The 25,738-nt window shown below is 66.9% G+C and carries 18 protein-coding genes and 9 pseudogenes; all 27 read right to left on the bottom strand.

From position 1 onward, the window contains the following. Positions 1-7: 7 nt before the first annotated feature. Entirely contained in the window at positions 8-1,582 is a 1,575-nt protein-coding gene (locus tag ACHMXE_RS32495; RefSeq protein WP_281081213.1) for a SpoVR family protein, read from the bottom strand. Beyond that, a complete protein-coding gene (locus tag ACHMXE_RS32490; RefSeq protein ID WP_395352904.1) occupies positions 1,579-1,839 on the bottom strand; it encodes a DUF444 family protein in 261 nt (86 codons plus the stop codon). Before ACHMXE_RS32490 ends, ACHMXE_RS32495 begins: the two co-directional genes overlap by 4 nt. A gap of 91 nt (positions 1,840-1,930) precedes the next feature. Next, positions 1,931-2,691: pseudogene (locus tag ACHMXE_RS32485) on the bottom strand (DUF444 family protein); the annotation flags it as partial. 107 nt (positions 2,692-2,798) lie between these two features. Beyond that, a pseudogene (locus tag ACHMXE_RS32480) lies at positions 2,799-2,873 on the bottom strand (hypothetical protein); the annotation flags it as partial. 63 nt (positions 2,874-2,936) lie between these two features. Then, positions 2,937-3,134 (bottom strand): hypothetical protein, encoded by a 198-nt coding sequence (locus ACHMXE_RS32475; RefSeq protein WP_395352901.1) that lies wholly within the window; start codon positions 3,132-3,134, stop codon positions 2,937-2,939. Further along, positions 3,076-3,438 carry a hypothetical protein gene (locus tag ACHMXE_RS32470; RefSeq protein ID WP_395348117.1) on the bottom strand — a complete coding sequence of 121 codons (363 nt, stop codon included), beginning with the start codon at positions 3,436-3,438 and terminating at the stop codon, positions 3,076-3,078. The genes ACHMXE_RS32475 and ACHMXE_RS32470 overlap by 59 nt, the downstream gene beginning before the upstream one ends. 67 nt (positions 3,439-3,505) lie before the next feature. Beyond that, positions 3,506-3,874: pseudogene (locus ACHMXE_RS32465) on the bottom strand (PrkA family serine protein kinase); the annotation flags it as partial. After that, a complete protein-coding gene (locus ACHMXE_RS32460) occupies positions 3,784-4,623 on the bottom strand; it encodes a hypothetical protein (RefSeq protein ID WP_395348116.1) in 840 nt (279 codons plus the stop codon). The pseudogene ACHMXE_RS32465 and the gene ACHMXE_RS32460, both read right to left, overlap by 91 nt. Positions 4,624-4,690: 67 nt before the next feature. Continuing rightward, positions 4,691-4,768: pseudogene (locus tag ACHMXE_RS32455) on the bottom strand (hypothetical protein); the annotation flags it as partial. A 771-nt stretch (positions 4,769-5,539) separates the two neighbouring features. Then, a pseudogene (gene dnaJ, locus ACHMXE_RS32450) lies at positions 5,540-6,680 on the bottom strand (molecular chaperone DnaJ). A 120-nt stretch (positions 6,681-6,800) separates the two neighbouring features. Next, positions 6,801-8,743, bottom strand: a pseudogene (gene dnaK / locus ACHMXE_RS32445) (molecular chaperone DnaK). Positions 8,744-8,869: 126 nt separating this feature from the next. Continuing rightward, positions 8,870-9,434: pseudogene (grpE, locus tag ACHMXE_RS32440) on the bottom strand (nucleotide exchange factor GrpE). Positions 9,435-9,671: 237 nt separating this feature from the next. Next, positions 9,672-10,022, bottom strand: coding sequence for an FKBP-type peptidyl-prolyl cis-trans isomerase (locus ACHMXE_RS32435; protein ID WP_057594512.1), 351 nt, complete (start codon positions 10,020-10,022; stop codon positions 9,672-9,674). A gap of 277 nt (positions 10,023-10,299) precedes the next feature. Beyond that, positions 10,300-10,602, bottom strand: a pseudogene (locus ACHMXE_RS32430) (winged helix-turn-helix transcriptional regulator); the annotation flags it as partial. 195 nt (positions 10,603-10,797) lie between these two features. Next, the gene (asd, locus tag ACHMXE_RS32425) at positions 10,798-11,649 is read right to left on the bottom strand and encodes an archaetidylserine decarboxylase (protein WP_209541022.1); all 852 of its coding nucleotides are present in this window, start codon (positions 11,647-11,649) and stop codon (positions 10,798-10,800) included. A gap of 146 nt (positions 11,650-11,795) precedes the next feature. Then, positions 11,796-12,785 carry a Bug family tripartite tricarboxylate transporter substrate binding protein gene (locus ACHMXE_RS32420; RefSeq protein ID WP_395348114.1) on the bottom strand — a complete coding sequence of 330 codons (990 nt, stop codon included), beginning with the start codon at positions 12,783-12,785 and terminating at the stop codon, positions 11,796-11,798. A 33-nt stretch (positions 12,786-12,818) separates the two neighbouring features. After that, positions 12,819-13,904 (bottom strand): lactonase family protein, encoded by a 1,086-nt coding sequence (locus ACHMXE_RS32415; protein WP_395348113.1) that lies wholly within the window; start codon positions 13,902-13,904, stop codon positions 12,819-12,821. Further along, positions 13,901-14,881, bottom strand: coding sequence for a Bug family tripartite tricarboxylate transporter substrate binding protein (locus tag ACHMXE_RS32410; protein WP_395348112.1), 981 nt, complete (start codon positions 14,879-14,881; stop codon positions 13,901-13,903). Before ACHMXE_RS32410 ends, ACHMXE_RS32415 begins: the two co-directional genes overlap by 4 nt. 30 nt (positions 14,882-14,911) lie before the next feature. Beyond that, a complete protein-coding gene (locus ACHMXE_RS32405; protein WP_395352898.1) occupies positions 14,912-15,673 on the bottom strand; it encodes an SDR family NAD(P)-dependent oxidoreductase in 762 nt (253 codons plus the stop codon). A 2,165-nt stretch (positions 15,674-17,838) separates the two neighbouring features. Then, positions 17,839-19,398, bottom strand: a complete 1,560-nt coding sequence (gene garD / locus ACHMXE_RS32400; protein WP_203205220.1) for a galactarate dehydratase — start codon at positions 19,396-19,398, stop codon at positions 17,839-17,841. Further along, positions 19,398-20,693: a TRAP transporter large permease gene (locus ACHMXE_RS32395; protein WP_209541015.1), complete on the bottom strand. Its 1,296-nt coding sequence runs from the start codon at positions 20,691-20,693 to the stop codon at positions 19,398-19,400. The genes garD and ACHMXE_RS32395 overlap by 1 nt, the downstream gene beginning before the upstream one ends. A 9-nt stretch (positions 20,694-20,702) precedes the next feature. Then, positions 20,703-21,191: a TRAP transporter small permease gene (locus ACHMXE_RS32390; RefSeq protein WP_395348111.1), complete on the bottom strand. Its 489-nt coding sequence runs from the start codon at positions 21,189-21,191 to the stop codon at positions 20,703-20,705. 142 nt (positions 21,192-21,333) lie between these two features. Next, positions 21,334-22,311 carry a TRAP transporter substrate-binding protein gene (locus ACHMXE_RS32385; protein WP_209540988.1) on the bottom strand — a complete coding sequence of 326 codons (978 nt, stop codon included), beginning with the start codon at positions 22,309-22,311 and terminating at the stop codon, positions 21,334-21,336. A 64-nt stretch (positions 22,312-22,375) separates the two neighbouring features. Further along, positions 22,376-23,265 (bottom strand): annotated as a pseudogene (locus ACHMXE_RS32380) (SMP-30/gluconolactonase/LRE family protein). 14 nt (positions 23,266-23,279) lie between these two features. Next, entirely contained in the window at positions 23,280-24,092 is an 813-nt protein-coding gene (locus ACHMXE_RS32375) for an NAD(P)-dependent oxidoreductase (protein WP_296778278.1), read from the bottom strand. 13 nt (positions 24,093-24,105) lie between these two features. Further along, positions 24,106-24,900, bottom strand: coding sequence for a transporter substrate-binding domain-containing protein (locus ACHMXE_RS32370; RefSeq protein ID WP_395348110.1), 795 nt, complete (start codon positions 24,898-24,900; stop codon positions 24,106-24,108). Between the two features lie 57 nt (positions 24,901-24,957). After that, positions 24,958-25,737, bottom strand: a complete 780-nt coding sequence (locus ACHMXE_RS32365) for an amino acid ABC transporter ATP-binding protein (RefSeq protein ID WP_395352896.1) — start codon at positions 25,735-25,737, stop codon at positions 24,958-24,960. Position 25,738: the final 1 nt, after the last annotated feature.

Raw genomic sequence — 25,738 nt, 5'->3', positions numbered from 1 at the left:
ACCTCGGCTAGTACAGCGCCCGCGGCGCCGAGGCCTTCCAGCTGCGGCTGATGCGGCCCTGCGCATCGACGCTCTCGAGGTGCACGTCGAAGCCCCACAGCCGCGCCACGTGCTTGAGCACCTCCTCGGCGTCGTCGTGCAGCGGCAGGCTGTTGCGCTGCGTGTGGCGCAGCGTCAGCGAACGGTCGCCGCGCATGTTGACGTTCCAGACCTGGATGTCGGGCTCGCGGCTGCCGAGGTCGTACTGGCGCGACAGCGATTCGCGCAGCGCCTGGTAGCCGCTGTCGTCGTGGATCGCCGAGACCTCGAGCTCGGACTCGCTCTGGTGGTCGCGGATCGCGAACAGGCGGAAGTCGCGCATGGTCTTCGGACTCAGGAACTGGCCCACGAAGCTCTCGTCCTTGAAGTTGCGCATCGCGTAGTCGAGCGTGGCCACCCAGTCGCTGCCCGCGAAGTCGGGGAACCAGCGCCGGTCCTCGTCGGTCGGCTTCTCGCAGATGCGGCGCAGCTCGGTGTACATCGCGAAGCCGAGCGCGTAGGGGTTGATGCCGCTGTAGGCGCGGTGGCCCACGGGCGGCTGGAAGATCACGCCGGTGTGCGAGCTCAGCCACTCCATCATGAAGCCGTCGTCGAGCTGGCCGCGGTCGTACATGGTGTTGAGCAGCGTGTAGTGCCAGAAGGTGGCCCAGCCCTCGTTCATGACCTGGGTCTGGCGCTGCGGATAGAAGTACTGCGCGATCTTGCGCACGATGCGCACCACCTCGCGCTGCCAGGGCTCGAGCAGGGCGGCGTTCTTCTCGATGAAATAGAGCAGGTTCTCCTGCGGCTCGAGCGGAAAGCGCGGCGCCGATTCCGAGCCGGCGTTCTGCTCGCTGCGCCGCGGCAGCGTGCGCCAGAGGTCGTTGACCTGCTGCTGCATGTGGCGCTCGCGCTCGGCGCGCTGCGCGCTCTCCTGCGCCAGCGAGCGCTTCTGCGGACGGCGGTAGCGGTCCACGCCGTAGTTCATCAGCGCATGGCAGGAGTCGAGCAGCTTCTCGACTTCATCGACGCCATGGCGCTCCTCGCATTCGGCGATGTAGTGCCGCGCATAGACGAGGTAGTCGATGATCGAGGACGCATCGGTCCACATGCGGAACAGGTAGTTGCCCTTGAAGAAGCTGTTGTGGCCGTAGGCCGCGTGCGCGATCACCAGGGCCTGCATGGCCATGGTGTTCTCCTCCATCAGGTAGGCGATGCAGGGATCGGAGTTGATCACGATCTCGTAGGCCAGCCCCATGTGGCCGCGGCGGTAGTTCTTCTCGGTGGCGATGAACTGCTTGCCGTACGACCAGTGCCTGTAGATCATCGGCATGCCCACGCTGGCGTAGGCATCCATCATCTGCTCGGCCGTGATGATCTCGAGCTGGTTCGGATAGACGTCGAGGCCGTAGCCGCGCGCGGTGCGCGCGATCTCGGTGTGGTAGCGCTCGATCAGGTCGAAGGTCCAGTCCGAGGGGCTCGGCAAGCGCTCGAGCCTGCCCTGCGGGATGGTGGCGGCGGTCGGCAGCGGCGGTGCCGAAGGAGGGCGGTCGGCGGAGGTCATGCGCTGGCTCCTTCCTTCTTGAACAGGTCGCGGAACACGGGGTAGATGTCGCTGGCCTCGGACACCTTGCGCATCGCGAAGTTGGGCTCGATGCCCTCGAGCTGCGCGTATTCCTGCCACAGGTTCTGCTCGGTCTCGGCCACCTGCACGTAGGCGTAGTAGCGCACCTTCGGCAGGATGTGCTCCTCGAGCAGCTGGCGGCAGCGCCCGCTGTCCTGGTGCCAGTTGTCGCCGTCGCTGGCCTGCGCGCCGTAGATGTTCCACTCGCCGCTGGGGTAGCGCGCGCGCGACGATCTCGTCCATCAGCACCAGCGCGCTCGACACCACGGTGCCGCCGGTCTCGGTGGCATGGAAGAACTCGTCCTCGCTGACTTCCTGCGCCTGCGTGTGATGGCGCAGGAACACCAGGTCGATGGTCTCGTAGTGCCGGGTGAGGAACATGTACAGCAGCATGAAGAAGCGCTTGGCCATGTCCTTGCGCGCCTCGTCCATCGAGCCCGAGACGTCCATGAGGCAGAACATCACGGCCTTGGCGCTGGGCACCGGCGCTTCACGCGGTTGCGGTAGCGCAGGTCGATCGGATCGATGTAGGGCACGTGGCGCGCGGTACGGCGCAGCTCCTCGATGCGCGCCTCGGTCTCGGCGATCTCGTTCTGGATGAAGGGCTGCATGGCCTGCGGATGCGCCTTCAGGTGCAGCAGGTGCGCCTCGAGCCGGCGCAGCTCCTTGCGCGGTTCGCCGCCGAGCGCGATGCGCCGGGCCAGCGCGCCGCGCATCGAGCGCACCACGTGCAGGTTGTTGGGCGTGCCGTCGCTGGTGAAGCCCGCGCGGTGGCTCTTCCATTCGGGCACGTCGGCGATCTGCGTGCGGATCAGGTGCGGCAGCGCGAGATCGTCGAAGAACACGCGCATGAACTCCTCGCGCGTGAGGTGGAACACGAAGTCGTCGTTGCCCTCGCCGCTGTCGCTGGCCTCGCCGCTGCCCGAGCCGCCGCCCTGGCCGCCCTCGGGGCGCTTGATGCGGTCGCCGCGCACGTACTCCTGGTTGCCCGGGTGCACGTACTCGCGGTCGCCGCCGCGCGCATGGCCGGAAGACCGGCTCCGACACATCGTGGCGCGGCAGCGTCACATCCTCGCCCTGTTCCAGTTCGCGGATGTTGCGGCCCGCTCACGGCCCGCCGCACCGCCTCCTGGATCTGGCCGCGGTAGCGCCGGAGAAAGCGCTCGCGGTTGCCGATGGACTTGTTCTTGCCCGAGAGCCGGCGGTCGATGATCTGCTGCAGGATGGCCACGATGGTTTCAAAGCTCCTTGCAAAACGATGGGCGTTGGCGTGCGCCGGTGGCGCGCGCGACGGCTACGAACTCTTGCGCACGCGCAGGTACCACTCGCACAGCAGGCGCACCTGCTTCGCGGTGTAGCCCTTCTCGACCATGCGCGTGACGAAGTCCTCGTGCTTCTCTGCTCGTCGGCGCTGCTCTTGGTGTTGAAGCTGATCACCGGCAGCAGCTCCTCGGTGTTCGAGAACATCTTCTTTCTCGATCACCGCGCGCAGCTTCTCGTAGCTGGTCCATGCCGGGTTGCGGCCGTTGTTGCCGGCCCGCGCGCGCAGTACGAAGTTGACGAATCTCGTTGCGGAAGTCCTTCGGGTTGCCGATGCCGGCCGGCCGCTCGATCTTCTCGAGTTCGGCGTTGAGCGAAGCGCGGTCGAAGACCTCGCCGGTGTCGACGTCGCGGAACTCCTGGTCCTGGATCCAGTAGTCGGCGTAGGTCACGTAGCGGTCGAAGATGTTCTGGCCGTACTCGCTGTAGCTCTCGAGGTAGGCGGTCTGGATCTCCTTGCCGAATGAACTCGGCATAGCGCGGCGCCAGCAGCTCCTTGATGTAGCTGATGTACTTCTGCTCGACCTCCTGCGGGAACTGCTCGCGCTCGATCTGCTGCTCGAGCACGTACATCAGGTGCACCGGGTTGGCGGCCACCTCGGAGCTGTCGAAGTTGAAGACCTTGGAGATGATCTTGAAGGCGAAGCGCGTGGAGACGCCGCTCATGCCCTCGTCGACGCCCGCGTAGTCGCGGTACTCCTGGATCGACTTGGCCTTGGGATCGGTGTCCTTGAGGTTGTCGCCGTCGTAGACCTGCGACTTGCTGAAGATGCTCGAGTTCTCGGGTTCCTTGAGCCGCGTGAGCACCGACAGCTGCGCCATCATGCGCAGGGTTCCGGGCGCGCAGGGCGCCTGGGCCAGCGAGGAGTTGCGCACCAGCTTCTCGTAGATCTTGATCTCCTCGGACACCCGCAGGCAGTAGGGCACCTTGACGATGTAGATCCGGTCGAGGAAAGCCTCGTTGCTTTCTTGTTGTTGCGGAAGGCCTTCCACTCGCTCTCGTTGCTGTGGGCCAGCACGATGCCGTCGAAGGGGATCGCGCCGAAGCCCTCGGTGCCCTTGAAGTTGCTTTCCTGCGTGGCGGTCAGCAGCGGATGCAGCACCTTGATCGGCGCCTTGAACATTTCCACGAACTCGAGCAGGCCCTGGTTCGCGAGGCACAGCCCGCCCGAGTAGGCGTAGGCGTCCGGGTCGTCCTGGGCATAGGTCTCGAGCTTGCGGATGTCGACCTTGCCGACCAGCGAGGAGATGTCCTGGTTGTTCTCGTCGCCGGGCTCGGTCTTGGCCACCGCGATCTGGCGCAGCACCGAGGGGTAGCGCTTGACGATCTTGAACTGGCGGATGTCGCCGCCGTACTCCTCGAGCCGCTTGACGGCCCAGGGCGACAGGATGCGCTGCAGGTAGCGGCGCGGGATGTTGTATTCCTTCTCGAGGATCTCGCCGTCCTCGGCCGCGTCGAACAGGCCGAGCGGCGATTCGTTCACCGGCGAGCCCTGGATCGAGTAGAAGGGCACGTGCTCCATGAGCTGCTTGAGGCGCTCGGCGATCGAGCTCTTGCCGCCGCCGACCGGGCCCAGCAGGTAGAGGATCTGCTTCTTTTCCTCCAGGCCCTGCGCGGCGTGGCGGAAATAGGACACCACCTGCTCGATGGCCTCCTCCATCCCGATAGAACTCCTTGAACGCCGGATAGATCTTGATGACCTTGTTGGCGAAGATGCGCGAGAGGCGGGAGTCGTTGCGGGTGTCGACCAGTTCGGGGTCGCCGATGGCCTTGAGCATGCGCTCGGACGCGGTGGCGTAGGCCATCGGGTCTCGTTTGCAGAGTTCCAGGTATTCCTGCAGCGAAAGGACTTCTTCGCGAGTGCGCTCGTAACGCGCTGCAAAGTTGCTGATCACATCCATGGTCACGCCTCCGTCAAGTCAGCGGGCATTTAAAGCCCGAAATCCTGCAGTCCGAAAGCGTCGCATCTTTTGAAAAGGTGTGGCCGCCCAGGGCTGCATGCCTTGGAAAACTCCCTTAAACACAATCTGCACAATCAGCATAAAGCAAAGAGTGCACCCAGGAAATAGTTGTTAATTCAGAACCACAGTCACGAGTAAAGTTCAACAAAAAATTCGTGCACGAGTTTGCGAATTCCAGCTAAATTCCCAGGTTCCGCAAACCGGTTCGGGTAAACCAGTCTGCCAGTGAAAATACCTATGGCAATCGACATATGCGTCCTTTGCGTGTTTTAACGGCAAGCACCTCCTATTGAGCCCACTGACTCAAAAAAACAACGCTGTCCTTCAATAACGCGGCAGCTCCCGTTTGGGTTTATTGCTCATTCAAAAAATATCTAAAAGCAATCTACGCGCCATCTTTTGATGAGCGGCGCGCGCGCCGCGGCGTGGGAAAGCGCGCCAGTTGCGAGTCGGAGGGAAGCGGGAGAACGCGCCGTTGTGGTGCGTGGCACCGAAGGCGTTCGAGGGGCACCGTTCGCGTGCGTGGACGCAAACAAAAGGCCGCAGGGGCCTCGAGGCCGTGGCGCACCCCTCGTGCGCCACGGTTCAGCACGGCAGGGCCGTGCGTTTTCGTCCTCAGCTGAAGAATTCCTTGGCCTTGTCGAACCAGCCCTTGTCGGTGGGGCTGTGCTTCTCGCCACCCTTCTTGAGCGACTCGTCGAGTTCCTTCAGCAGCTTGCGCTGGTGCTCGGTGAGCTTCACCGGCGTCTCGACGCGCACGTGGCAGTAGAGGTCGCCCGGGTAGCTCGAGCGCACGCCCTTGATGCCCTTGCCGCGCAGGCGGAACTGCTTGCCGCTCTGCGTGCCGTCGGGAATGTCGATGGCCGCGTTGCCCTTGAGCGTGGGCACGTTGATCTCGCCGCCGAGCGCAGCGGTGGTGACGCTGACCGGCACCACGCAGTGCAGGTCGTCGCCGTCGCGCTCGAACAGTTCGTGCTTCTTGAGCCGGATCTCGATGTAGAGGTCGCCGGGTGGCCCGCCATTGGTGCCGGGTTCGCCGTTGCCGGTGCTGCGGATGCGCATGCCGTCGTCGATGCCGGCCGGGATCTTCACTTCCAGCGTCTTGTTGTTCTTGATCTTGCCCTGGCCGTGGCAGGTCGCGCAGGGCTCGGGAATGATCTTGCCGCTGCCGTGGCAGGTCGGGCAGGTCTGCTGCACGCTGAAGAAGCCCTGGCGCATCTGCACCGCGCCCGCGCCGTGGCAGGTGGTGCAGGTGATCGGCTTGGTGCCCGGCTTGGCGCCCGTGCCCTTGCAGGTGCCGCAGTCGTCCCAGCTCGGGATGCGGATCTGGGCTTCCTTGCCCTCGGCCGCTTCCTCGAGCGTGATCTCCATCGCGTAGCTCAGGTCGCTGCCGCGGAACACCTGGCGGCCACCGCCGGCACGGCCGCGGCCACCGCCGCCGAACACGTCGCCGAAGATGTCGCCGAAGGCTTCCGCGAAGCCGCCGAAGCCTTCCGCGCCGGGGCCGCCGCGCATGTTGGGATCGACGCCGGCGTGGCCGTACTGGTCGTAGGCCGCGCGCTTCTGGCCGTCCGACAGCATTTCATAGGCTTCCTTCACCTCCTTGAACTTGTCCTCGGCGTCCTTGCTGGTGTCGCCGTGGTTGCGGTCCGGGTGGTGCTTCATCGCGAGCTTGCGATAAGCCTTCTTGATTTCGTCGTCGCTCGCGTTCTTGGGAACGCCGAGGGTTTTCGTAGTAGTCGCGTTTGGTGGCCATGGCAGGTTCGGTCGGGCGGCGGGGCGGTCTTCAGGTCTCTTCGGGAACGGGGATCGATCGAAGCGAGAAAGGCTGGAGCACCCTTCCAGGTGTTCCAGCCCCGTTCGACCGAGCGGACGATCAGTCCTTCTTCTTGACTTCCTTGACCTCGGCGTCGACCACGTTGTCGTCGGCCGGGGCGCTGCTCGCAGCTTCCGCGCCAGCCGAGGCACCCGGGCCGGCGGCGGCACCGGCCGCGGCCTGCGCGTCGGCGTACATCTTCTCGCCGAGCTTCTGGCTCGCGGTCATCAGCGTGTTGGTCTTCTCTTCGATCGCGGCCTTGTCCTCGCCCTTGACCACGTCCTCGAGTTCCTTGATCGCAGTCTCGATCTTTTCCTTCTCGCCGGCATCGAGGCTGTCGCCGTGCTCGCCCAGCGACTGCGCACGCTGTGGACCATGGCCTCGCCCTGGTTGCGGGCCTGCACCAGCTCGACCTTCTTCTTGTCCTCGGCCGCGTTGAGCTCGGCGTCCTTCACCATGTTCTGGATCTCGTCCTCCGACAGGCCCGAGTTCGCCTTGATGGTGATCTTGTTTTCCTTGCCGGTACCCTTGTCCTTGGCGCCGACGTGCAGGATGCCGTTGGCGTCGATGTCGAAGCTCACCTCGATCTGCGGCGTGCCGCGCGAAGCCGGCGGGATGCCCTCGAGGTTGAACTCGCCGAGCAGCTTGTTGCCCGCGGCCAGTTCGCGTTCGCCCTGGAACACCTTGATCGTCACGGCCGGCTGGTTGTCTTCCGCGGTCGAGAAGGTCTGCGCGAACTTGGTCGGGATCGTGGTGTTCTTCGTGATCATCTTGGTCATCACGCCACCCATGGTCTCGATGCCCAGCGACAGCGGGGTCACGTCGAGCAGCAGCACGTCCTTGCGGTCGCCCGAGAGCACCTGGCCCTGGATGGCGGCGCCGACGGCCACGGCCTCGTCGGGGTTCACGTCCTTGCGCGGGTCCTTGCCGAAGAAGGCCTTCACCTTCTCCTGCACCTTGGGCATGCGGGTCATGCCGCCGACCAGGATCACGTCGTTGATGTCGCTCACGCTGATGCCGGCGTCCTTGATGGCCAGGCGGCAGGGCGCGATGGTGCGTTCGATCAGCTCGTCGACCAGGCTCTCGAGCTTGGCGCGCGTGAGCTTGATGTTCAGGTGCTTCGGACCGGTGGCGTCGGCCGTGATGTAGGGCAGGTTGACGTCGGTCTGGGCGCTGTTCGACAGCTCGATCTTGGCCTTCTCGGCCGCTTCCTTCAGGCGCTGCAGCGCGAGCACGTCCTTGCTGAGGTCGACGCCCTGTTCCTTTTTGAACTCGCCGATGATGTAGTCGATGATGCGCTGGTCGAAGTCCTCGCCGCCGAGGAAGGTGTCGCCGTTGGTCGACAGCACTTCGAACTGCTTCTCGCCATCGACGTCGGCGATCTCGATGATCGAGACGTCGAAGGTGCCGCCGCCGAGGTCGTACACGGCGATCTTGCGGTCGCCCTTGTCCTGCTTGTCGAGGCCGAAGGCCAGCGCCGCGGCGGTGGGCTCGTTGATGATGCGCTTGACGTCGAGGCCCGCGATGCGGCCGGCGTCCTTGGTGGCCTGGCGCTGGGCGTCGTTGAAGTAGGCCGGCACCGTGATCACGGCTTCGGTCACGGCTTCGCCGAGGTAGTCTTCGGCGGTCTTCTTCATCTTGCGCAGGATGTCGGCGCTGACCTGCTGCGGCGCCATCTTCTTGCCGCGCACTTCCACCCATGCGTCGCCGTTGTCGGCCTTGGCGATGGTGTAGGGCATCAGGTCGATGTCCTTCTGGACTTCCTTCTCCTCGAACTTGCGGCCGATCAGGCGCTTGATCGCGTACAGCGTGTTCTTGGGGTTGGTGACGGCCTGGCGCTTGGCCGAGGCACCGACCAGCACTTCACCGTCTTCCTGGTACGCGACGATCGAAGGCGTGGTGCGCGCGCCTTCCGAGTTCTCGATCACGCGCGTGGTGTTGCCTTCCATGATCGACACGCACGAGTTGGTGGTGCCGAGATCGATGCCGATGATCTTTGCCATGTTCTGTACTCCTGAAACCTGAAAAATATGTTGTTATGAACTTGTGGATAACCCGGGTCTATTCAAGGGAAGAAACGGGGTTTTCCTGTGGAATTCGTGTGGACGAGAGGGGAGGGACGCAGCGGCTTACTTCGGGGCGCTGACGGTGACCAGCGCGGGGCGCAGCACGCGCTCGGCGATGGTGTAGCCCTTCTGAAGCACGCCCACCACGGTGTTCGGTTCCTGGTCGGCGGGCACCACCGAGATCGCCTGGGTGCTGGTGCGGATCGAACTTGCTGCCGGGGGCCGGCGCGATCTCGATCACCTTGTTGCGCTCGAGCGCGCTCTTGAGCTGGCGCAAGGTGGCTTCGGCGCCTTCGCGGATCTGCTCGGGGGTGGCGTCCTTGATGGCGAGACCGGCCTCGAGGCTGTCGGTCACCGGCAGCAGGCTTTCGGCAAAGGCTTCGACCGCGAACTTGCGGGCCTTGGAAATTTCGTCGTCGGCGCGGCGGCGGGCGTTCTGCACGTCGGCCTGCGCACGCAGGTACTGGTCGGCCAGTTCGGCATTCTTGGCTTGCAGGGCGGCGAGCTCGCCCTGGGCCGCGGCCAGTGCGTCCGCCTCGTTGGCGGCTTGCGCGGCCTCCAGCTCTTCAGGGCTGGGTTCGCCTTGCAGGGTTTGCGAATTCGGGGCGGATTGTTGCGGATCGGACATCTTTGAAGCGGATTGATCGATGGGCTGGAAACAAACGATTGCGGGCCAGTTGGGGCCCTCCGAAGGCTTTTCAAGCGAAAAAATGCGGCCAAAAGGGCCGCATGGGCATGAAAGATGGCCCCCGAGCTCCCTCACTGCGTGGGGTCGCTGCCCCCCAAGGGGGCGTTTTCATCTTGGGGGCGGCCCGGCGATGAAAAAGGCCCTTCGCAGGGCCTTCGAGCCAGGGCCCGCGCTCGATCAGTGCGTGTCGAGCAGCTCGACGTCGAACTTCAGCGTGGCGTTCGGCGGGATCACGCCGCCGGCGCCGCGGGCACCGTAGCCCAGCGAGGCCGGAATGATCAGCGTGCGCTGGCCGCCGATCTTCATGCCGGCGACGCCTTCGTCCCAGCCCTTGATGACCTGGCCGGCGCCGAGCGAGAACGCGAACGGGTCGTTGCGGTCGCGGCTCGAGTCGAACTTGGCGCCCTGCACGCCGTCGTTGTAGAGCCAGCCGGTGTAGTGCACGTGCACGTGGTGGCCGGGCTTGGCTTCCGCGCCGTCGCCGACGACGGTGTCTTCGTATTGCAGGCCGGAGGGAGTGGTGGGCATGGTGAACGCTCCTTGCGTCGGTATGTTCGCGAGATGAAAGAAGGGCATCGATCCGGGGATCGAAGGCGCGGAGTTTACCGAGGCCGGAGGACGGCGCTTGCCGGACGGGGCGCCGCGGGGTTCAGTCCGCGCTTGGCGGCGGGGTCGGCGAGGAGGGCGGAGAGGGCGGCGGCGAGGCGGGCGAAGGCAGCGGCGGCGAGCTCGGTTGCGGCGCGGGCGCGGGCGCGGCCGGCGGCGCCGCGGCCGCGGGCAGCGCGGCGGCCGGTTGCGCCGCCGCCTTCTTGGCCTGGCCGAGCTGCCACTTGCTCGCGAAGGCCTGCAGGTCGGACAGCCGCTTGAGCAGGTCCTGGCCGCTGAGCGTGAGGCTGTAGCCGTCGCCGCCGTGGCTCACCACGCCGGCTTCGCGCAGTTCCTTGATCCGGGTGTTGAGGGTGTTGGGAGTGATGCCGCCGACGCTGTCCTGCAGCAGCCGGAAGGTCTGGGCATGGCCGTCGCGCAGGGCCCAGAGCACACGCAGCGCATAGCGGGCCTCGAGCAGCGCGAGCAACTGGCTGATGGCTGCGTTTTCCTTGGAACTCATCGTCATCATCTCCTCTGCGATCTGTGCTGCGCGGGAGGCCGGCTGGTGGGCAGTGCCTCGGCCTCGCTCTTTTTTGATGGTTGGCGGACCGCTGTCCGGCCTTCGCTCCGGCCGGGGACTATAGCTCAAATGATTACGATGCTACTAGTTTTATAGCTGTGGGCGTACGCTGCATGCGGCTCCAGAGACAAAGCGTCACATCTTCGAAAAATTCGCCATGGCTTCGCCCAGCCGGATGGCGCGCGTGGGCGCCCATTCGGAATTGAACGCCACCGCGGGCGCGGGGAACAGCATGACGACGGTCGAGCCGAGCAAGAAACGGCCCATCTCCTCGCCCTTGCGCAGTTCGATCCGACGGTCGTCGTAGCGCCATTCGCGCAACTCGCCGCCGCGCGGCGGGTTGACCACGCCGTGCCACACGGTCGCCATGCTGCCGACGATGGTGGCGCCGACCAGCACCAGCACGAAGGGGCCGTGGGCCGATTCGAAGACGCAGACCACACGCTCGTTGCGCGCGAACAGGCCCGGCACGCCGCGCGCGGTGGTCGGGTTGACCGAGAACAGCTCGCCCGGCACGTGGATCATGCGCAGCAGCCGCCCGTCGCAGGGCATGTGGATGCGGTGGTAGTCGCGCGGACTCAGGTACAGCGTGGCGAAGCTGCCGTGCGCGAACTGCGACGCGAGCGCCGCGTCGCCGCCCACGAGCGCCGTGGTGCTGTAGTTGTGGCCCTTGGCCTGGAAGATCTGGTCGCCCTCGATCGCACCGAACTGGCTAATCGCACCATCGACGGGACAGATCAGGTCGGCGTCGGCGAGCGGGCGCACGCCGGGCTTGAGCTCGCGCGTGAAGAACTGGTTGAAGCTCTTGTAGTGCGCGATATCGGGTTCGAGCGCCTCGTTCATGTCGACGCCGTATTTGTCGACGAAGCGCCGGATGATCCAGGTGGTGACCGCTCCCCGCTCCTTGCCCGCGACCCAGCCGGCGAAATTGGTCAGTGCCTGCTTGGGGAACAGGTATTGGGGCAGGACAGCGGAGCGATCAGACACGTGCGGAGCTTCTGGTTCTTGGATGGGAGGGGCATTCTATAAAGCGGGCCCCGGCCCGGGGCGTAGGAAACTTCCCTCGGGATTTCGCGGGGAGCGAATTGCGCGGAATTCGGCGGCCGCGCCGCCGAAGGCCGTTTTTCTGCCTGCTAGTCGGGCTTGATCCCCGCCGCCTTGATCACCTGCGCCCATTTCTCGACCTCGGCCTTCTGGAAGGCCGCGATCTGCGCCGTGCCGAGGTCGGTGGGCTCCATGCCGAAGCCCTTGAGCTTGTCCTGCATCTCCGGGGTCGCGAGGATGGTGCGGATCTCCGTGTGCAGCCGCTGCACCACCGGCGCGGGCGTGCCCGCGGGCACGAAGATCGCCTGCCACGACACCACCTCGAAGTCCTGCAGCCCCGCGATGCCCGACTCGGCCACCGTCGGCACGTCGGGCATCGAGGCCAGTCGCTTCGCCGAGGTGACGGCGATCGCGCGCAGCTTGCCGCTCTGGATGTGCGGGCCGGCCACCACCGTGGTGTCGAACATCATGTCGACCTGGCCGCCGATCACGTCCTGGATCGCCGGGCCGCTGCCCTTGTAGGGGATGTGCGTGAACTTCACGCCCGACTTGTAGGCCAGCAGTTCCAGCGCCAGGTGCTGCGAGGTGCCGGTGCCGGCCGAGGCCGACGAGAGCCCGCCGGCCTTGGCCTTGCTCGCTTCGAGCACGTCCTTGAGCGTCTTGTGCGGACTCGCCTGGTTCACCACCAGCACCACCGGGTTGGTGCCGATCAGCGTGACCGGCGCGAAGGACTTCTGCGGGTCGTAGCCGAGCTTCGGATAGAGGCTCACGTTGATCGCGTGCGAGCTGATGGTGCCGCCCACCAGCGTGTAGCCGTCGGGCGCGGCGCGCGCGCCGATCTCCGAGCCGACGCTGCCGCCGGCGCCGCCCTTGTTGTCGATGATGACGCTGGTGTTGAGCACCGGGCCGAGCTTCTGGCCGATCAGCCGGCCCAGCACGTCGGTAGTGCCGCCGGCCGGGAAGGGCACGAGGTAGGTGATGGCCTTGCCCGTCGGCCAGTTGCCCTGGGCGAAGGCGTGGGGCAGGGCGGCGAGCAGCGGGGTGGCGAAGGCGCTGCGGATCAGCGTGCGGCGTTGCATGGCGATGTCTCCTTATGGTTGTGGCGAAAGGGTTCAGGGCAGATCGACGATCTCGATCCAGTTCGGGTTCTTGCCCACCGCGAGCCGTTGCGCGGTGCCGAGCGCGCCGGTCGCGGGATCGATGGTGTGCAGGGTCAGGCCGTGCGATTCCTGTCCGGCCGCGATCAGGTAGCGTCCGCTCGAGTCGATCGCGAAGCCGCGCGGCGTCTTCTCGGTCGGCGTCTGGCCCAGCGGCTGCAGCCGGCCGCTCGCCGCGTCGACCCGGAACGCCGACAGCGTGCTCGAGGTGCGCTCCGAGGCGTAGAGGTGGCGGCCGTCGGGCGTGAGGTGCAGGTCGGCGGCCCAGGGCTTGCCCGCGAAGCCCGCGGGCAGCGTGGTCGTGCTCTGCTCGAGCTTCAGCGTGCCGCGCTCGGCATCCCAGGCGTACACGTGCAGTGCCGCGTCGAGCTCGTCGAGCAGGTACAGGTGACGCTGCGCCTTGTCCCAGACGAAGTGGCGCGGCCCGGCCTGCGCCGCCGTGCGCGTGAGCGGCGGATCGTTCGGCGAGAGCAGGCCCTTTTCGGCATCGAAGCGCCAGACCGAGAGGTTGTCGCCGCCCAGGCTGGTCGCGAGCACGAAGCGGTTGTTGGCGTCGGCATGGATCGCGTGCGCGTTCGGCGCCGTCTGCACCAGCTGCTGGATCGCGCCCACCGTGCCGTCCTTGCCGATCGCGTTGACCGAGATCTTGCCGCCCTGGTAGGAGGCCGCGAACAGCCAGCGGCCGCTGGCGTCGAGGTCGATGTTGGCCATGCTGTCGGCCAGCGGCGCCTCGCCGAGCTTCTGCAGCCGGCCGGTGGCGGCGTCGATCGCCAGCGTGGCCACGCGGAACGGCTGCGAGCGCAAGGCAGCGTAGAGCAGGCGCTTGTCGTGGCTCACCGCCATCGGCATCACCGTGCCGCCGACGGCGAGCGTCTGCACCGGCGCCAGCGTGCCCTTGTCGCGGTCGAGCGCGAGCACCGAGATCTCCTGACTGTCGGCGTTCGCCACGTAGACCCAGGTCGCGGCCTGGGCCTGCCACGCGGCCGCCGACAGCAGCGCTGCCGCGGCGATGAACCGCGCGCAATGCGTCGCGAAGCTCATGGCTTGATGTTGAGCTTGGTGATCAACGCCTTGAAATAGGCGTTGTCCTTGGCCAGCGTCTCCTTGAAGGCCGCGCCGTCGGTGTAGACGTAGCCGAGGTTCTGCTTGTCCATCACCTCGTGCATCAGCGGCTCGGCCGCGGTCTTGGCCGTGATCTCGCGCAGCCGCGCCATCACCTCGGGCGGCGTGTTCTTCGGCGCGCCCAGACCGCGCCAGGTGCCGATCGTGAGGTCGATGCCGCGCTCCTTCGCGGTCGGCACCTTCTCGAAGCCCTTCACGCGCTGGTCGGCCATCACCATCAGCACCTTGAGCTTGCCGCCCTGCACATGGGTCGTGACCTCGGCCGGGCTCACGGCCACGGCGTCGATGTGGCCGCCGAGCAGCGCGAGCACCGCGGGCGCCGCGCCCTGGAACGGGATGTGGCCGAACTTGGTGCCGGTCTTGTCCTCGAGCGCGGCCGCGGCCAGGTGCCAGATCGAGCCGTTGCCCGAGTTGCCGACGTTCACCTTGCCCGGGTCCTTCTTCGCGGCGGCGAGGAAGTCCTCGATCGTGTTCCACGGCGAGTCGGCCTTCACCGTGATCGCGGCTGGGTCGGCATTGAGCTGCGCGATCGGCTGGAAGTCGTCGTAGTTGAACTTCGCAAGACCCAGGTGCGGCAGCGTGAGCAGCTCGACCGTGAGCACCGCGAGCTTGTAGCCGTCGGGCCTGGAATTGATCACCTCGGTCCAGCCGATGGCGCCGCCCGCGCCGGGGCGGTTGACGATCACGATCGGCTGCGAGATGTGCTTGCGGCTCGCGTCCGCGAAGGCGCGCGCCAGGCCGTCGGTGCCGCCGCCGGGCTGGTCAGGCACCAGCAGCTCGATGGTGCGGTTCGGATAGTCGCTGGCCTGCGCCGAGGCCGTGGCGGCCAGGCCCAGCGAGAGCGCTGCCGTCGCCGAGAGGGCGGCGAGGCCGCGGAGGAAGTCGCTTCTTTTCATGTTGTCTCCAGTGGTTGTCGTCTCAAAAACTCAGGGCATGTACTGCCCGCCATTCACCTCGATGACCTGCCCCGTGACATAGCCCGAGAGCTGCTCCGAAGCGAGGAAGAGAAAGGCGCCCACGCACTCCTCGGGCTCTCCGAGGCGGCCCATCGGGATGCCGGCCTTGAAGTTCTCGAGCATCGCGGGCGTGGAGAAGCGGTCCTGGAACGGCGTCTGGATCACGCCCGGCGCCACCGCGTTGACGCGGATGCGGTCGCCCACCAGTTCCTTGGCCAGCCCGTGGGTGGCCGTGCTCACGAAGCCCTTGGCGCCCGCGTAGAGGTAGGCGGCGGGGCCGCCGCCGGTGCGTGCCGCGACCGAGGTCACGTTGATGATGTTGCCGCTGCCCTGCTGGCGCATCAGCGGCACCGTCTCGCGGCAGAACGCGAGCACCGAGCGCGCGTTGACATGCAGCACCTCGTCGAACAGCGCGTCGTCGAACTCGGCGATCGGCACCCGCTTGACCAGGCTGCCGGCGTTGTTCACCAGCACGTCGATGCGGCCGAACTCGCTGGCGGTGCGCCGCACGCAGTCGCGGATCGCGGCCGTGTCGCGCACGTCGGCCTTGACCGCGAAGGCGCTGCCGCCGGCGGCGCGGATGGTCTCGACCACCTGGTTCGCGGCGTCGGCCGAGCTGTTGTAGTGCACCGCCACGCGCATGCCGCGCGCGGCGAAGGCGATGGCCACCGCGGCACCGATGCCGGTGCTGGCGCCGGTCACGAGGGCGGTCTTGTTTCTGAGGTCTTCCATGGGGCTTGTCGTCGTTGGAGAAAAAAAGCCCGGCCGTCTCGCGGCGGCCGGGCGGTGGGTCACTTCGGGTGCGATGCCCGCCACGCTCGGCGAGCGGTACTTGAGCACCCACTTGATCGTGAGCGGCGCGGCCAGGCTGAAGGCCGGCGTGCTGCAGCGGATGCTGGTCTTCAGCGCGCCGGTCGGCGTGTTGTAGTCCACGTTCTCGCGCACATCGACCGCGGCGCAGTCCTGCAGGCCCTCGACTTCGAAGCCCTGCACGTCGCCGTTCGCGAACGCGAAGCGATTGCCGCCGAGCGCGCTGGCGCCGTCGGAATAGCTGCCGAACTCGAGCTCGAGCTTCGCGATGTCGAGCGCGGCCGCGGGCGTGTAGGTGTCGACGCGCGTGATCCGGCCGGGCTCGAAGGTGTAGCGCGTGCGCGAGGTGATGCGCGTGTCCTTGATCGGGTCGTTGCCCGAGGTGGCGCGGTCCATCGCATCCTGGTCGTAGCTCACGGTCAGCACCTGGCCGGCCTCGGCGATCTTCAGGTTCTTCTGGTAGGCCGCGGGGATCAGCGGCTGCGAACCGGTCGCCACGGTGAAGCGCGGCTGCAGCTGCGGCCACTGGGTGTCGGCCACGCCCGAGAGCATGTTGTAGGAGTGGGGGATCGCGAAGTAGGGGTTGGTGTAGTGGTAGGTCTTCGCGCCGTTCACCACCGGCAGGCTGATCACGCGCAGGCCGTCGCGGTAGGTCACCAGGCCGCGGTCGTAGGTCGAGGCACCGCCGTCGAAGCCCGCGAACTTCGTGAGCGTGGCGCGCGGCTGCTTGTCGAGGTAGGCCAGGAAGGTCTGCGTCGACACCGGCGCCTTCTGCGCGTAGCCGGCCGACTTCCAGAGGTTGTTGGTGTAGATCAGCTGGTGCGACAGGCTCAGGTTCTCGCCGAGCACGCGGTCGATGCCGCGGTAGCTGTCGACGCGCCGGCCCTTCTGCCACATGTTGAGCGAGCCGAGCTCGGCGTCGTACCAGAACTCCACGTACTTGGCCGTGACGCGGGTGGCGAAGGCATAGGCGATCTGCTTCTCCTCCTCGTTCAGCACGTTCATGTGCTCGGCCGCCGACAGCACCTCGGCGAAGGCCGTGTCGGCATAGCCCGCGAGGCTGCGGCCGTAGTCCACGCCGTTGCCGGCCGGGTTCAGCCGCACCTTGATCAGGTCCACCGACTGGCGCAGCCAGCCCTTGAGCGAGGCCTCGTCCTCGGCCGACACCGTCATGCCGGTCTCGATCAGCCGCTGCATGATCTCGCCGATCAGCAGCACGCTGTAGCGGTCGAAGCGGCCGCTGCCGTCGGTCTCGTCGGAGAAGCCGAAGGCCGAGAAGGTCTTGTAGTGGTTGATCATCTTCTGCAGCAGCGCCTCGCTGGCCTCGGGGCCTTCCCAGCCCATGAGGTGGCGCAGGCGCGCGATGCTGAAGGCGACGCCGTAGTAGTTGGTCGGCAGATCGATCAGCGAGTAGTCGGCGGGGCGTACGAAGGCGGTCCAGTTGAGCTGGGTCTTGAGCTTGGCGAGCGTCGCCGCACCGATGGCCGGCTTGGCGCCATCGAGCAGGCCGGCCTTCTTGAGCTTCCACAGCGCCGACATGTAGTAGTAGATGCCCCAGCTGTCGTTGGTCATGTCGACCGTGGTGTCGGCGATCTCGCGGTAGCCGTCGAGGTACGACGCGTACTTGGGATCGCTGGCGGGCGTGTTGAGCAACAGGTACGAGAAGCCGATCGCCACCTTGCCGGGCAGGAACTTGTCGCCGCCCTTGAACACCTCCACGTCGAGTATCTTGGTGTTCTCGCCTTGCGCGCGCACCTGCTCGAACAGCCGGTCGAGCGTCGGCAGCAGATGGCTGCCCACGATCTCGTCCATCGGCGTGTTCGACAGCTTCGGCTGCGCCGCCTGCACTTCGGGCGGCACCGGTGTCTCGGGGGCCTCGGGCGGCGGGCTGTTCGCCGCCGGCGGCAGCGGCACGAACGAAGCGCCACCACCGCCGCCGCCACACGCGGCCAGCAGGGCGGCGCCTGCGATCATGCTCGCCACCAAACGGGTTCTTTGCATCCTCGGTCTCCTCTCTCGGTTGAAAGAAGGACGCCCGGCTCCCTTTGCCGGGTCGTCCGGAATGCCCGCGCCTGCCTCTTTTTTTTTCAGGTCACGGGAGCCGGGTTGAAGAGCACCAGCGCGTTGTGCAGCTGCCAGTGCTCGGCCCAGGTCTTCTTCCGGCCGCTGGCGACGTCGAGCATCAGGCGGAACAGCTCCCAGCCCACCTCCTCGATCGTGGCGTCGCCATCGGCGATGCGGCCCGCGTTCACGTCCATCAGGTCGTGCCAGCGGCGCGCGAGGTCGCTGCGCGTGGCGACCTTGATGACGGGCACCTCGGCCAGCCCGTAGGGCGTGCCGCGGCCGGTGGTGAACACGTGCAGGTTGATGCCGGCCGCGAGCTGCAAGGTGCCGCAGATGAAGTCGCTGGCCGGCGTGGCGGTGTAGATCAGGCCCTTGTGCGTGGCCTTCTCGCCGGGCGCGAGCACGCCCGAGATCGGCGCCGAGCCCGACTTCACGATCGAGCCCATCGCCTTCTCGACGATGTTCGACAGGCCGCCCTTCTTGTTGCCGGGCGTGGTGTTGGCGCTGCGGTCGACGCGGCCCTTCTGCAGGTAGTCGTCGTACCAGGCCATCTCGCGGATCATGGCCTCGGCCACTTCGGGCGTGCTGGCGCGCGCGGTGAGCTGGTCGATGCCGTCGCGCACCTCGGTGGTCTCCGAGAACATCACGGTGGCGCCCGCGCGCACCAGCAGGTCGGTGCAGAAGCCCACGGCCGGGTTGGCGGTGACGCCCGAGAAGGCGTCGCTGCCGCCGCACTGCACGCCCACCACGAGCTCGCTCGCGGGCACGGTCTCGCGCCGGCGCGCGTTCAGCCGCGCGAGGTGCTGCTCGGCCTGCCGCATGACCGAATCGATCATCGACATGAAGCCCACGTGTTCGTCGTCCTGCAGGCAGACCACGTCGAGGTCGGCATCGCGCCCGTCGGCGATCGGGATGCTGCCGGGCGGCAGCAGGCGCTCGGGCTGCAGCTTCTCGCAGCCCAGGCTCACCACCATCACCTCGCCGCCGAAGTTCGGATTGAGGCTGATGTTGCGCAAGGTGCGGATCGGCACGATCGCGTCGGGGGCGTCGATCGCCACGCCGCAGCCATAACCGTGCGCGAGCGCGACCACGTCGTCGACGTTCGGATACTTCGGCAGCAGCTCGCGCTTGATGCGCTGCAGCGCGAACTCGGTGACGCCGGCCACGCACTGCACCGTCTGCGTGATCGCGAGGATGTTGCGCGTGCCCACCGAGCCGTCGGCGTTGCGGTAGCCCTCGAAGCTGAAGCCCTCGAGCGGCGCCATCGGCGGCGGCTTGACGGTGGCGATCGGCAGGCCGTCGAGCTCGGGCGCGGTCGGCATGCGCATCACGCGCTCGTGCACCCAGCTGCCGCGCGGCAGCGCCTTCTGCGCATAGCCGATCACCACGTCGTAGCGCCGGATCGCCTCGCCTTCGGCGAGATCGACCAGCGCCACCTTGTGGCCCTGCGGCACGTTGTCCACCAGCGCGAGGCCGTCGGCGAACACCGCGCCGGCCTTCAGGCCGCCGTCGTTGGCGACGATGGCGACGTTGTCCGCCGGATGGATGCGGATGTACAGGGGAGGGCGCACGGGCTCGGTCATCAGCGCACGACCATGAACAGGCTGGGCAGCCAGGTCGAGAAGGCCGGCACGAAGGTCACGACGCCGAGCGCGAAGATCAGCGCGCCGTAGAACGGCCAGATGGTCCGCATCACCTGGCCCACCGACACGCCGCCGATCGCGCAACCCACGAACTGGGTGGTTCCCACGGGCGGGGTGTTGAGGCCGAGCGCGCAGTTGATCAGCATCACCACGCCGAACTGCACCGAGCTCATGCCGTAGTGCTGCGCGATCGGCAGGAAGATCGGCGTGCACAGCAGGATGGTGGCCGCCATGTCGAGGAAGGTGCCGAGCACGAACAGGATGATGTTGATCAGCAGGAAGATCATCCATGGCGTGGTCGTGACCTGCGACAGCATCTGGCCCGTGAGCTCGGCCACGCCGTAGAGGCTGATCAGGTAGCCGAAGGTGCTCGAGATGCCGATCAGCAGCAGGATCACGCCGGTGGTGCGCACCGCCTTCGAGGCGGCCTTGATGAAGTGCTCCCACTTCAGCGTGCGGTAGACGAAGATCGTGAGCGCCAGCGCGTAGAGCACCGCCACGGCCGCCGACTCGGTGGCGGTGAACACGCCCGAGAGAATGCCGCCGAGGATCAGCACCACGATGAACAGGCCCGGCAGCGCCGCGGCGAGCGAGCGCCAGACGATGTCCCAGCCCGGGAAGGTGCCCGCGGGGTAGCCGCGCTTCACCGCCACCAGGTAGGCGGCCGCGAGGTTGCTGATGGTGAGCACCGCCGCCGGCAGCAGCGCCGCGAGGATCAGCGCCGCGATCGACACCTTGCCGCCCGCGGCGAGCGAATAGATGATCAGGTTGTGGCTGGTGGGCATCAGCGCGCCGACCAGGGCCGCGTGGGTCGTCACGTTGACCGCGTAGTCGGCGTGGTAGCCCTCCTTCTTCATCATCGGGATCATCACGGCGCCCATGGCCGAGACGTCGGCCACCGGCGAGCCCGAGACGCCGCCGAACAGCGTGCAGGCCACCACGTTCGACATGCCGAGGCCGCCGCGCACGTGGCCCACCAGCGCGCGCGCGAAGTTGACGATGCGATCGGCGATGCCGCCGTACAGCATGAGCTCGCCCGCGAAGATGAAGAACGGGATCGCGAGGAACGAGAAGATGCCCATGCCCGAGGTCATCTGCTGGAAGCCGACCGCCAGCGGCAGGCCTTCGTAGAGCAGGGTGGCGAGCGCGGACAGGCCGATGGAGAACGCCACCGGCACGCCGAGCAGCAGGAACAGCGTGAACGAGAGGCAGAGGATGAGGAGCGGGATCGTCATGATGGCGGCTTATCCCCAGGCGGGTTCGACTTCGCGGCCCTGTGCGAGCGCGATGAGGTGTTCGATGGAAAACAGGACGATCAGCACGCCCGAGACGGTGGCGGGAACGTACTTCCAGCCTTCGGAGATCCACAGCGTGGGCAGCCGGTAGTCCCAGACCGAGGCGGCCAGCTCGGCGCAGTTCCAGGCCATGGCGGCGCCGAAGATCAGGATCAGCACGTGGATCAGGTATTCCATCTTCAGCCGCAGCCAGTCGGGCGCGAGCACGAGGAAGGATTCGAGGCCGATGTGGCCGGCGTCGCGCACGCCCACGGCCACGCCGAGCATGGTGACGTAGAGCACCAGCAGCAGCGCCAGGCTCTCGGCCCAGGTCGGTGTGTTGTTGAGCACGTAGCGGCCGAACACCTGCCAGCTCACCGCGCAGATCACCGCGACGAGTCCGAGGATGCCCAGCCACATGCAGGCACGCGCGAGCGTGCGGCAGAGTTTGGTGTACATGAGGTCTTCCTTCTTCTCCCTCCCCTCTGGGGGAGGGCAGGGGAGGGGGCAGGCGGCGCCTCCGTCGGGCGCCGCGGTGCCCCCATCCCGGCCTTCCCCCAGTGGGGAGGAGCCGATCAACAGGCCGATGCCGCGAGGCGGGTTACTTCGTGTCCTGCACGCGCTTCACCAGGTCCTTGAGCTTCGCGTCGGTGATGAACTTGTCGTACACCGGCTTCATCGCGGCCTGGAACGGGGCCTTGTCGACCTCGATGATCTCGGCGCCGCCGGCCTTCACGGTGGCCAGCGACTTCACTTCGCGCTCTTCCCACTGCTTGCGCATGTAGGGCACCGACTCCTTGGCGGCCTGGCGGATCCAGCCCTGCTCCTCGGCCGAGAGCTTGTCCCACACACGCTTGGAGAACAGCAGCATCTCGGGCGCCATCGAGTGCTCGGTCTTGCTGTAGTACTTGGCCACCTCGAAGGCGCGCGCGCTCTCGTAGGTGGGGTAGTTGTTCTCGGCGGCGTCGATCAGGCCGGTCTTCAGGCCGGTGTAGACCTCGCCCATGGGCATCGGCGTGGCGTTGGCACCCATCGCCTCGAGCATCGAGACCCACAGGTCCGACTGCTGCACGCGCACCTTCAGGCCTTTCATGTCGGCGAAGCTGCGCACCGGCTTCTTGGCGGTGAACATCGAGCGCGCGCCGCTGTCGTAGTAGGCCAGGCCGACAAAGCCCTGCTTCTCGCAGGACTTGAGGATCTCCTCGCCGATCGGGCCGTCGAGCACCTTGTGCAGGTGGTCGACCGAGCGGAACAGGAAGGGCATGGTGGGCACCTGCGTCTCGGCGCAGATGTTGTTCATCGGTGCGATGTTCACGCGCACCATCTGCAGCGCGCCGATCTTGGTCTGCTCGATGGTGTCCTTCTCGCTGCCGAGCGCGCTGTTGTTGAAGACCTTGATGCTGTGCTTGCCGCCCGACAGCGCCTTGAGGCGCTCGCTCATGAACTTGACGGCGGTGACGGTGGGGTAGTCGTCGGGATGGATGTCGGCCGAGCGGAACTCGGTGGCGCTGGCGGCCAGGGTGGTCAGCATGGCCGCGGCGCCGACTGCAAGTGCGATGAGTGTCTTCTGGAGTTTCATGTCTGTCTCGTCCTCTGATCGTTGGTTGTCGTGAAAATGAAAGCGCAAAGACTCAAGTACCCAATCAAGTGCCGTACATCGGCTCGGGAAACCCCGTGACGCCCGGCCGCAGCGCGAACACCCCGCCGGCCAGCGGCTGGTCCGACAGGTCGGTGTTGCCCGGCCGGATCGAGGTGACGAACAGGGTGTCGAGGCCCGGGCCGCCGAAGGCGCACATCGCGGGCTTCTTCACCGGCACCGCGAGCGAGCGGTCGAGCCGGCCCCCGGGCGTGAATCGGTGGACCAGGCCGGCATCGTTGCCGCAGATCCAGTAGCAGCCCTCGGCATCCATCGCGGCGCCGTCGGGGCGGCCGGGCAGGGGCTTCATGTCGACGAACAGGCGGCGGTTCGACGGCGTGCCGCTGGCGGTGTCGTAGTCGAAGGACCAGACGGCCTGCACGCTCGGGTGCGAATCGGAGAGATACATCGTGCGGCCGTCCGGCTCCAGGCCAGGCCGTTGGGCACGATCAGGTCGTCGAGGCGCGAGGCGGCGCCCGCATCGCCCTGGCCATGGCTGTAGAGGCGGCCGACGCGCGCGCCGGCAGCCATGTCCAGCAGCATGGTGCCGGCCCAGAAGCGGCCCTGGCGGTCGCAGCGGCCGTCGTTGAAGCGCATCGCGGGAGCCGCATGCTCGACCGGCGCGATCGACGTGGCGGCCAGCGTGCCGTCGGCCCGCGGTTCAAGAGAGAACAGGCCGCTCTCCATGCCCGCGATCCAGGTGCCGGGCCGGTCGGCGCGCGGTGCGATGCAGGCGATCATCTCGGGCGCGGTCCAGCTCGCATGGCCCTCGCTCGCATGCCAGCGGTGCAGCGCGCGCGCCGGGATGTCGACCCAGTAGAGCGCCTGTTCGGCCGCATGCCAGACCGGGCTTTCGCCGGTGCCGTTGCGCGCGTCGAGAACGAGTTCGGCCTGCATGCTGGGCGTGCCGCTCAATCGCCGAACGGGCCCTGCGCCGTGAAGGCGCCGCCCTGGTAGATCGCGTTGGGATCGGTGGGGGCCACCGGCGGCTGCTGCTCGACCTTGTCGCGGAACACCTCGGAGCCGTCCTGCGGCACGAAGCCCAGGTGCGCAGCCGCCGAGTTGTCCCACCACACGTCGCGGTTGGCCGACATGCCGTAGACCACCGTGTGCTTCACGCCGGGCGTGAACAGCGACTTCTCGATCAGCGTGGTGAGGTCGCGGTAGCTGAGCCAGGTGCTCATCATGCGGCGGTTCAGTGGCTCGGGGAACGAGGAGCCGATGCGGATGCTCACGGTCTCGATGCCCCAGCGGTCGAAGTAGAACTGCGCCATGTCCTCGCCGAAGGACTTCGACAGGCCGTAGTAGCCGTCGGGCCGGCGCGCTGCATGGGCGTCGATGTGCTCGTCCTGCCGGTAGAAGCCGATCACGTGGTTCGAGCTCGCGAACACCACGCGCTTCACGCCGTGGCGGCGCGCGGCCTCGTAGACGTTGAAGATGCCCTTGATGTTCGCCTCGAGGATCTCCTCGAACGGCCGCTCGACCGACACGCCGCCCAGGTGGACGATGGCATCGCAGCCCTCGACCAGCGCATGCACCGCGGCCTTGTCCGCGAGGTCGCAGGGCACCACTTCCTCGCTCGCGTCGGCGGCCGGCGCGAGCGCCGCGATGTCGGACACGCGCAGCACGCCCGCATAGGGCTTGAGCCGCTCGCGCAGCACCTTGCCGAGGCCGCCGGCCGCGCCGGTCAGGAGCAGCCGGTCGAGTTTCTTGTTCGATTCCATCCGTCGCTCGTCCTTACAGCTTGGTGATGCGTTCCGGCAGGTCGCGGCCGTGGTACTTCTTGTAGATCGCGTTGAGCTTGCCGTTCTTCTGGTTCGTCACGACCCAGTTGTTGATCCACTCCTTGAGCTTGGGCTGCTCCTTGTTGAGCGCGATGCCCAGGTCGAAGTCCTTCTGCGAGAACTTCAGCTCGAGGTTCTTGGCCGGGGCCTGCTTGATCATTTCGCTGAGGTTCGAGGGCGTGCTCGAGAACAAGTCGATCTGGCCCGTGACCATCGAGGTGATCAGCGTGGCGTCGTCCTCGTAGCGCACGATATCGGCGCCCTTGGCCTGCTGCGTGGTCAGCGTGTCGTTGACGGTGGCGCGCGTCAGGCCGATGCGCTTGCCGCTGAGGTCGGCGTAATCGGTGACCTTGATGCTCTTGGGGCCGCCCACGATGATGCTGATGACGGCGTAGGGCGTCGAGAAGTCGACCACCTTCTCGCGCTCGGGCGTGATCGACAGGTCGGCCACCACGATGTCGGCGCGCTGCGCCTGCAGGGTGGGCACGCGCGCGGCGTTGGTGACCGAGACGATCTCCAGCTTCACGCCGAGGTCCTTGGCCAGCTGCGTGGCGGTGTCGACGTCGGAGCCGGTGGGCTGCAGGTTGGCGTCGGCGAAGCTGAACAGCGGCGTGCCCATGGCGATCGCGACGCGGATCTTGCCGGCCTTCTTGATGTCGTCGAGCTGGTCGGCCATGGCGGCCTGTGCCACGCCGGCCACGAGGGCCAGCGCGATGCAGCTGCGGGTGAAGGCTTTGCCGAGTTTCATGAATATCTCCTGGAGTGGTTTGGTATGGGAGTGAAGCGAAAGACCCGGGCTGCCTGTTTACAGCCCGTTGTTCAGGAAGGCATGCAGCTCCGGCGTGCGGGGCGCGTCGAGCATCTCGCCGGGACCGGTTTCCCACACGGTGCCCTGGTGCATGTAGATGATCCGGTCGGCCACGCGCTTGGCGAAGGCCATCTCGTGCGTCACCAGCAGCATGGTCATGCCGCCGGCCGCGAGGTCCTCCATCACGCGCAGCACCTCGCCGGTGAGCTGGGGGTCGAGCGCCGAGGTCACTTCGTCGAACAGCATGACCTTGGGCGACATCGCGAGCGAGCGCGCGATGGCCACGCGCTGCTGCTGGCCGCCCGAGAGCTGCTCGGGATAGGCGTCGGCCTTCTGCTTGAGGCCCACCTGGTCGAGCACACGGATCGCCACCTCGGCGGCCTCGCCGCGCGAGAGCTTCTTCACGTGGCGCAGCGCCAGCATGATGTTCTCCTGCACCGTGAGGTGGGGGAACAGGTTGTAGCTCTGGAACACGATGCCGACCTCGAGCCGCAGGCGCTTGAGGTCGACCGCGGGATCGTCGACGCGGATGCCGCAGACCTCGATGCTGCCGCGGTCGATCACCTCGAGCCGGTCGATGCAGCGCAGCGCCGTGCTCTTGCCCGAGCCGCTGGCGCCGATGATGGCGATCATCTCGCCCTTGGCGACCTCGAACGAGACGCCCTTGAGCACCTGGTTCGCGCCGAAGCTCTTGTAGACCTGGTCCAGGCGCACGATGGGCGAGGCGCCCGGGACCCGCGCGGCACCGCCGCCGGCCGTGCCGACGCTGGCGTCCATG

Source organism: Variovorax sp. UC122_21 (assembly GCF_044056785.1).
Lineage (GTDB): Bacteria > Pseudomonadota > Gammaproteobacteria > Burkholderiales > Burkholderiaceae_C > Variovorax.
This window is presented reverse-complemented; position numbering and strand designations above follow the sequence as displayed.

Bases quoted from the DNA above. Each gene is read 5' to 3' on its own strand.
- ACHMXE_RS32390 (WP_395348111.1), bottom strand. From the start codon at position 21,191: ATGTACACCAAACTCTGCCGCACGCTCGCGCGTGCCTGCATGTGGCTG.
- ACHMXE_RS32395 (WP_209541015.1), bottom strand. From the start codon at position 20,693: ATGACGATCCCGCTCCTCATCCTCTGCCTCTCGTTCACGCTGTTCCTG.
- ACHMXE_RS32435 (WP_057594512.1), bottom strand. From the start codon at position 10,022: ATGCCCACCACTCCCTCCGGCCTGCAATACGAAGACACCGTCGTCGGC.
- ACHMXE_RS32365 (WP_395352896.1), bottom strand. From the start codon at position 25,737: ATGGACGCCAGCGTCGGCACGGCCGGCGGCGGTGCCGCGCGGGTCCCG.
- ACHMXE_RS32415 (WP_395348113.1), bottom strand. From the start codon at position 13,904: ATGAGCTTCGCGACGCATTGCGCGCGGTTCATCGCCGCGGCAGCGCTG.
- ACHMXE_RS32410 (WP_395348112.1), bottom strand. From the start codon at position 14,881: ATGAAAAGAAGCGACTTCCTCCGCGGCCTCGCCGCCCTCTCGGCGACG.
- ACHMXE_RS32460 (WP_395348116.1), bottom strand. From the start codon at position 4,623: ATGGAGGAGGCCATCGAGCAGGTGGTGTCCTATTTCCGCCACGCCGCG.
- ACHMXE_RS32375 (WP_296778278.1), bottom strand. From the start codon at position 24,092: ATGGAATCGAACAAGAAACTCGACCGGCTGCTCCTGACCGGCGCGGCC.
- ACHMXE_RS32495 (WP_281081213.1), bottom strand. From the start codon at position 1,582: ATGACCTCCGCCGACCGCCCTCCTTCGGCACCGCCGCTGCCGACCGCC.
- ACHMXE_RS32385 (WP_209540988.1), bottom strand. From the start codon at position 22,311: ATGAAACTCCAGAAGACACTCATCGCACTTGCAGTCGGCGCCGCGGCC.
- ACHMXE_RS32420 (WP_395348114.1), bottom strand. From the start codon at position 12,785: ATGCAACGCCGCACGCTGATCCGCAGCGCCTTCGCCACCCCGCTGCTC.
- ACHMXE_RS32370 (WP_395348110.1), bottom strand. From the start codon at position 24,900: ATGAAACTCGGCAAAGCCTTCACCCGCAGCTGCATCGCGCTGGCCCTC.
- garD (WP_203205220.1), bottom strand. From the start codon at position 19,398: ATGACCGAGCCCGTGCGCCCTCCCCTGTACATCCGCATCCATCCGGCG.
- ACHMXE_RS32405 (WP_395352898.1), bottom strand. From the start codon at position 15,673: ATGGAAGACCTCAGAAACAAGACCGCCCTCGTGACCGGCGCCAGCACC.
- ACHMXE_RS32470 (WP_395348117.1), bottom strand. From the start codon at position 3,438: ATGCCGAGTTCATTCGGCAAGGAGATCCAGACCGCCTACCTCGAGAGC.